At 34.6% G+C, this 7,381-nt stretch carries 6 protein-coding genes; 3 read left to right on the top strand and 3 right to left on the bottom strand.

Annotated elements, in window-relative coordinates; translation table 11 throughout:
* Positions 1-442: 442 nt before the first annotated feature.
* A complete protein-coding gene (locus tag F6K40_RS37435; RefSeq protein WP_293144459.1) occupies positions 443-1,609 on the top strand; it encodes a pyridoxal phosphate-dependent aminotransferase in 1,167 nt (388 codons plus the stop codon).
* Positions 1,610-1,784: 175 nt separating this feature from the next.
* Here F6K40_RS37435 and F6K40_RS37430 read toward each other — a convergent pair whose 3' ends face one another.
* Positions 1,785-2,081, bottom strand: coding sequence for an acylphosphatase (locus tag F6K40_RS37430; RefSeq protein ID WP_293144457.1), 297 nt, complete (start codon positions 2,079-2,081; stop codon positions 1,785-1,787).
* Positions 2,082-2,528: 447 nt separating this feature from the next.
* Between F6K40_RS37430 and F6K40_RS37425 the strand changes: the two genes are divergently transcribed.
* Complete coding sequence (locus F6K40_RS37425; protein ID WP_293144454.1) at positions 2,529-3,467, top strand: hypothetical protein; 939 nt, start codon at positions 2,529-2,531, stop codon at positions 3,465-3,467.
* On the opposite strand, the gene F6K40_RS37420 is transcribed toward F6K40_RS37425, so the two are convergent.
* Together F6K40_RS37420 and F6K40_RS37415 are read right to left on the bottom strand one after the other, a co-directional pair.
* Positions 3,468-4,697: a tetratricopeptide repeat-containing S1 family peptidase gene (locus tag F6K40_RS37420; protein ID WP_293144451.1), complete on the bottom strand. Its 1,230-nt coding sequence runs from the start codon at positions 4,695-4,697 to the stop codon at positions 3,468-3,470.
* A gap of 881 nt (positions 4,698-5,578) precedes the next feature.
* Positions 5,579-5,791, bottom strand: a complete 213-nt coding sequence (locus tag F6K40_RS37415; RefSeq protein WP_293144448.1) for a hypothetical protein — start codon at positions 5,789-5,791, stop codon at positions 5,579-5,581.
* Positions 5,792-6,967: 1,176 nt separating this feature from the next.
* Between F6K40_RS37415 and F6K40_RS37410 the strand changes: the two genes are divergently transcribed.
* On the top strand, positions 6,968-7,381 hold a 414-nt coding region (locus F6K40_RS37410; RefSeq protein WP_483143788.1), incomplete at its 3' end, for a glycosyltransferase family 39 protein.

Genomic DNA, 7,381 nt, shown 5'->3' with positions numbered 1-7,381 from the left:
CGGGAGTGTGGGAAGTGTGGATGGAATTATGAACATACATAGATATAGCTGAGAAACAGTTGGTTAGGACATGGACTGATGATGAACCTTAGACTGGGAAATGTTTTTCTAACTGTTCCCTGTTCCCTGTTCCCTGTTCCCTGTTCCCTGCTATAACTTTTGACTTACGGGTAGCGCTATACTACCTTCCTCAAGACTTCAAAAATAGACATCTCCAAAAATCCAAAATAAAACCAATTCTTATCCATAAATTATCAATAACTTCTTCCTGTTCCCAGTTAAGTGTTCCCTGTTCCCTCTTTTCTGGAGAAGTCTAATACACATCTGCTACATCTGCTACTAAATTTATGACTTTGAATGTCAATATTTTCTAATAGTCTAGGTTGAACTTAAACATTGTCCAACCTAGAATAGAAACTTTAATTACCCAAATAGATAAAAAATGAAACTGGCAACAAGAGTTGATCAAGTAACACCTTCCCTAACTTTGACTATCTCCGCTAAAGCAAAAGCAATGAAAGCTGAAGGAATAGATGTTTGTAGTTTTAGTGCCGGGGAACCTGACTTTGATACCCCAGAACACATTAAAGCAGCAGCTCAAAAAGCGCTGGACTTAGGTAAGACTAAATATGGCCCAGCAGCGGGAGAACCTAAACTTAGAGAAGCGATCGCCCAGAAGCTCTCTAGGGAAAATGGCCTAAACTACAAGGCGGAAAATATTATTGTTACGAATGGGGGTAAACATTCTTTGTTTAACCTGATGTTGGCGTTAATTGAACCAGGGGATGAGGTTATTATTCCGGCGCCTTATTGGTTGAGTTATCCTGAGATGGTTAAATTGGCAGGTGGGGAACCAGTAATTTTGACTACTGGTGCTGAAACTGGTTATAAGGTTACACCGGAACAACTCCGTCAAGCTATTACGGATAAAACCAAATTATTTGTGCTGAATTCACCATCTAATCCAACTGGGATGGTTTATCAACCTGCAGAAATTAAAGCATTAGCAGAAGTAGTAGTGGAGAAGGATATTTTGGTAGTTTCTGACGAGATTTATGAAAAGATTATTTATGATGATGCTCAACATCTGAGTATTGGTGCAGTCAACTCTGAAATCTTGAAAAATACTATTATTAGTAATGGTTTTGCTAAAGCTTATTCAATGACTGGTTGGCGAATCGGATTTTTGGCAGCACCTGTAGAATTGATTAACGCTACGGTGAAAATTCAGGGACATAGTACATCAAATGTTTGTACTTTTGCTCAGTATGGAGCGATCGCTGCATTGGAGTCGTCTCAAGACTGTGTTGAACAGATGCGTCTAGCTTTTGCTAAACGTCGGCAGATAATTTATGATTTACTGAATGCGATGCCTGGTATTTTTTGTAATCAACCAGATGGAGCTTTTTATATGTTTGTCAATATTAGCAAGATTAGTGATAGTTCTCTGGAGTTTTGTAATGCTTTATTAGAAGAGCAGAATGTGGCGGTTATTCCTGGTGTTGCTTTTGGCGCAGATGATCATATTCGGATATCTTATGCTACTGACTTAGCAACTATTGAAAAAGGGATGGCAAGGTTAGAGCGGTTTGTGCGTTCGCGCAGCTAACCTTCTGTAGGGGCGATTTCCGTTTGTTATGCTTCAATTAAGCGGAAAGCGACAGCATTCGGAACGAAATCGCCCCTACGACTCCCGTTATTTAAACTGTTCAACCGGACATGATGTTAGTGGTGCTAAATTTAAGAAATTGCATTCTGAACGGTCAATTTCACTTCTGCAATTCTTAACGCTGAATTTCAAAACCTTCAATACTTTCCGCTTGTTCATATTTTACTACAACATCCTTAACTACAGCAGACTTAGGACCTTGATAACACCAGTTAATCATCTTTTTCACAAGTTCGTCGCTCGCTTCAAAAACAGCTTCGACTCTTCCATCAGGTAAATTTTTCACCCAACCATTGATACCTAAACTAACTGCTGTTTGTAATGTTGAGAAACGGTAACCAACTCCTTGCACTTTTCCAGTAATAAAAACATGAGCGCGAGTAATATGTAAATATTTAGATTGGTTTTCCATACTATATTTATTAAAATAGAAATATCAGATGTTCATTATATAGCAACAGAATATTAATAATTAGAATATTAATAATTAATTTTCTTCTTTCTGCTATACATAAAAAAATCACAAACTATGCTAATGTTTAGCTTACATCATTTACAGCAATGCATGAGGATGGTGAGGTACAGTGTAACACAGTGTAACAAGCAAGATGCTTGAAGTGCCAAAATTACTAACAGGTTTCCAGCTTTTAACAAATAGTAAAGCTTTGTACCTCACGCGCGGGCGTGAAACTGCTGTAATTCCAAAAAAATCAGGTTTAAAGTCTCTCCTTTCAAGGAGAAAAAAACAAAAAATTCCTTTTAACCAATCCTTCTATTAGAGAAGGAGTAATTATTAATTATTGAAAGGATAGTGTCATTTATAGGTGGTTATAAAAAAAATTAGGAGATAGGTAAAATTATGTCGATAACATTATTTATAGTAACTGCAATTATTAGTTGTTTGGCAGGTATCGGTTGTGCTTATTGGTTATTAGAAAAGCGCTTAAAAAAACAAGCGAAAAATTATGATGGACAGTTACGAGAAGTCAATGAACAAATCTACGATCTTCAACAAGAACAGAAACAAGAAATTCAATTATTAGATACAGAATATCAAGAGCAAATTCAACAACTGAGGAATAAGTTAGAAAATACACAAGAAAAAATCGCTCTTGCTAAGAAGAAGCACCAAAGTGAAATTACAAAAATACAAGCTGCTTCTCAAGAAAAAAAACAAGCAGAAATAGAAGCTTTAGAAGTAGAACATCAGAAAAAATTGACAGAGAAAGTTCAATTAGAAAACCAGCTGCAGGCACAGATTAAGTCATTACAAGCAGAACAGATACAAAAATTAGCATCTGCTGAATCTAAAGCACAAAAAACTATTAGAGAGTTGACAGATAAATATTCTCATCAAACAATAGATTTAGAAAGAAATTATCAACAAAAAATCCAAGAAAATAATAATTTTTGGCAACTAGAATACCAGAAAAAGTTTCAAGAATTAGAAAAACTTCATCAGGGAAAAATTCAAGATATTACCAAGTCTTTACAAGAAAAACATCAACAGGAAATTACTGAATTAGGGAATGAACGTGATCGAGAACTCAGAGAAACTATTCAATCTTTAGAAGCAAAGCATCAAAATCAACTACAAAATAAGATTAAAGAATTAGAAGAAATTCATCAAGAATCTATGCTAGAAACTATGAGGTCTATTACTTCTCAAAATCAAAATCAGCTTCAGCAAAAAATCAATTCATTAAAAGAAAACTATGAAACTCAGCTTGAACTAAAAATTAAATCTCTTAAAGCTGAGTATCAACGTAAAATTAAAAAACTTACAGAATTAGACTAATCAGAAATCCCGAAACTTTTCAATTAAATCTAGGGTTTCTTGATAAGCTTTAACTCTACCACCTTGCTGATAAAGTTCTGCTGCTTTTTGCAAATCTTTTATTGCTTTTAGAAGTTCTTGATTAGCTTTTTTCTGATTTTTAATATGTTGATAAGTCAGGCTATTTTGATAATAAGCATGAGCACGATTATAATAAGCATCAGCATAACCTGGATTCAATTCAATTGCTTTAGTATAATCTTTAATTGGATTTGGACCTCTTGTTATTGGTTCGTGAGGATTAACTAATAAACTCCGAGCAATACCTATATTAAAATATATTTCTGGACTATTAGGTTCCTTTTCTAAAGCACGATTAAAATTAGCGATCGCCTCCCAAGCATCTCCTTGATCCAAATAAGTTATACCCCTAAAATATAAAGCTTCAGAACTTTGAGGATTAATTGTTGAAACAGGATTACTATTTGCTGGAGTATCATCTAAAATTAAGTCTGATTGATTAATACCAACATCAGATAATTTTCTAATAAAACTATTAATAGGAACTGCCGCATTAAATCCTGTTTTAATTGGCGCTATATCACCAGAATTAGTTTGAGCAAAGCCAAATTCTCCTTGTCCGTGAATACCAATAACACGACCATCTGCATCAAAAACCGGACCCCCACTCATGCCACTCCAAGTAACAGCTTGATAACGTAAAGTATAACCTTCTGGGCGATTTTTAGGGCGACTGGTTACTAATCCTGGCGATAATTCTGGCGCTCTATCGGTACCAAATAAACCACCAGTTGCTGGATAACCAAAAACATATATTTGAGACCCAATAACTGATTGTTCAGAGTTACCTAAAATTGCCACTGGATATGTTTGTGAACTTTCAAATTTAAGTATTGCTAAATCTGGTTCTTCATCAGTTGTTTGTAAGTTAATTACATCAATTACTTCATAGTCTTTTTCTTGATGAGTTCTGACGCTATATTTAATAGTTGAATCTTCAAGGACATGGTTAACAGTAAGCACTGTGTAAATATTTCCATTTTTAGCAATTATTACACCAGAACCATCGCCTAAGTCACTATTTATTTGTACTGTAATTGGTGTTGCTATTTCTGCTACTTGTTGAGCAGTTTTGGCAGTTGCTTCTGTCGGGATGGTAATAATAATTGCTGCGACAGTAGCAGTACCTAATAAATAGGTATTAAGAGAATTACAACGAGAGAAAATCATAATTTTACGGTCTGATAATTTAGATAAGTTGAATATTTGGATATCTAGTTAGTATACTTGACGTAAATTTAGATAAATTTGTTCTCGGCATTAGAGATTTTTGACTGTTGAGTGTTGACTTTTAATTTGCGTGAAACGATATAAGAGACTGAATGTATCAGGAAATATAAAAAGGAGATAGGGAATAGGGAATAGGGAATAGGTATGGGGGTAGGAAGAAATCAAGACAAGTATTGAAGAGTTAAAATAAAGGGAACATATATACCTTTCGACCTAATCAATCTACCAAATTTCAATCTCTTGAAGTACCTTTTACTTTGAGATTTTAGTCACTCAACAACTCTCTTAAGACTTATTTTACAAACAGTTTATAAGTTAGCTATATTTGATAGTGACAACCTCCTTATAATATCTCTTAATCTTACTAATTTAGTGAAACAAAATTACCATTTTGGTAATTCAAAATTCGCGCATTCAAAGTTCAAAAATTTTGGTTAGTAAATGAATTTCAATAATTGTTTAATTAAGGATTGAAGCCTCGTTCTTCAAAGAGTGAAAAAATCAAAAATATTTTCCTTATTTCAAGCCTCTAACTTGACTGCGGAATGCGGAGCAAACAGGCAGAGGTGATAATGAGGGAATTAATAATTTTGAATTTATTTGACCAATAAATAATATCAATTCACTTGTAAGGATGTCATTTGTAATTCCCAGGATTTTAGCCTATAAAATCCTTCATTAATGGATAATTACCTCTCCCTTTTAGGGCTATGCTTTATAAACATCTTTCTCTTTTCATAAAACTTGACAACATAGAGGAGTTATGTTTAAGTCTTGAATCGGCTTTTTCAGGAGAAAAGAGTATTTTTCAATACACTTTTTTATGAATGTAGACAGAATTCTTCCTCCCGCTCCTCCCCATCCTCATCCTCCCCATCCTCCCCATCCTCCCCCTCCTCCCCATCCTCCCGCTCCTCCCCATCCCCATCCTCCCCATCCTCCCCATCCTCCCGCTCCTCCCCATCCCCATCCTCCCCATCCTCCCCATCCTCCCGCTCCTCCCCATCCTCCCCACCCTCCCACAAGGGTTTCAAGAGTTCCTTATAAGGGATAGCTTTTAGGGAGAGGATTGACTAAAAGAAAAAAATTTATTTTTTTCCCTTGAAAGGGGAGGTTTTCAAGGTGAACTATTTAATTATTAATTATTAATTATTCGGTAAGCATTCAGCCGTCAGCTAGCATAAGCGCATAGGAGCTGACTATGGGCAGAGGAACTTCACTATCAACTATCATCTATTATTTTTGGTATAGGTTTAAAGCTATATTAATTGACCATTTTTTGAATGAAAAATTCGCGCATTCAAAGTTCAAAAAAAATTCGTCATAAGTGAATTTCAATAATTCTTTAATTAAGGATTGAAGCCTCGTTCTTCAAAGAGTGAAAAAATCAAAAATATTTTCCTGATTTCAAGCCTCTAACTTGACTGCGGAATGCGGAGCAAACAGGCAGAGGTGATAATGAGCGAATTAATAATTTTGAATTTATTTGACCAATAAATAATATCAATTCACTTGTAAGGATGTCATTTGTAATTCCCAGGATTTTATAGGCTAAAATCCTTCATTAATGGATAATGGATAATTGCCTCTCCCTAAAAGGGATAGGATTGACTAATATTATGTTCGGTTGAATACTTATAAATAATTATCAAGGAGTCAGGAGTCAGGAGTCAGAATTGCTGGAGAAAGGAGTCAGGAGAAAAGTAGAAGTGTAATATCTTTTCCCTACTGTCAGAGCTGAAATTTTATTTATAACTGATTATCCGAACATTATATAAAAGAAAAAAATTTATTTTTTTCCCCTTTCAAGGGGAGGCTTTAAAGGTGAATTATTTAATTATTAATTATTAATTATTCGGTAAGCATTCAGCCGTCATCTAGCATAAGCGCATAGGAGCTGACTATGGGCAGAGGAACTTCACTATCAACTATTAGCTATTATTTTTGGTATAGGTTTAAAGCTATATTAATTGACCATTTTTTGAATGAAAAATTCGGGCATTCAAAGTTAAAAAAAATTAATCATAAGTGAATTTCAATAATTGTTGAATTAAGGATTCAAACCTCGTTCTTTAGAACGAAAAAATCAAAAATATTTTCCTGATTTCAAGCCTCTGACTTTCCTGGGTCATGCGGAGCAAACAGGTAGAGTTTATAATGAGCGAATTAATAATTTTGAATTTAGAAGATACTGATAAATAATAACTGAAATGACTCTCAAATTAAACCATAAAATCTTCTTCCAACCCCTAGTTATATTGCTAATTATTGCCATAACTTTAGGAATAGGATTCCGCTTTTTCCACCTCGATAAAAAAGTCTATTGGTATGACGAAGTACATACTTCTTTAAGAGTTGCAGGTTTTAACCGGGCTAATATTGACCAAGAATTATTTCAAAACCAAATTATTCCAGCTCAACAACTACAAAAGTATCAACAAATTCAACCGCAAAGCACTTTCATAGGAACTCTCAAATCTCTAGCATTTGAAAATCCCCATCATCCACCTTTATATTATTTAATGGCTCGATTATGGATGCAAACATTTGGCGGTTCCCTCACTGCGTCTCGTAGTTTACCAGCACTAATTAGTTTATTATCTTTGCCATTAATATATGTTCTC

Origin of the sequence: Okeania sp. SIO3I5, assembly GCF_010672085.1 — a bacterium.
Lineage (GTDB): Bacteria > Cyanobacteriota > Cyanobacteriia > Cyanobacteriales > Microcoleaceae > Trichodesmium.
Note: the sequence above shows the minus strand (reverse complement) of the source record. Positions and strands in the feature narration are given on the sequence as shown.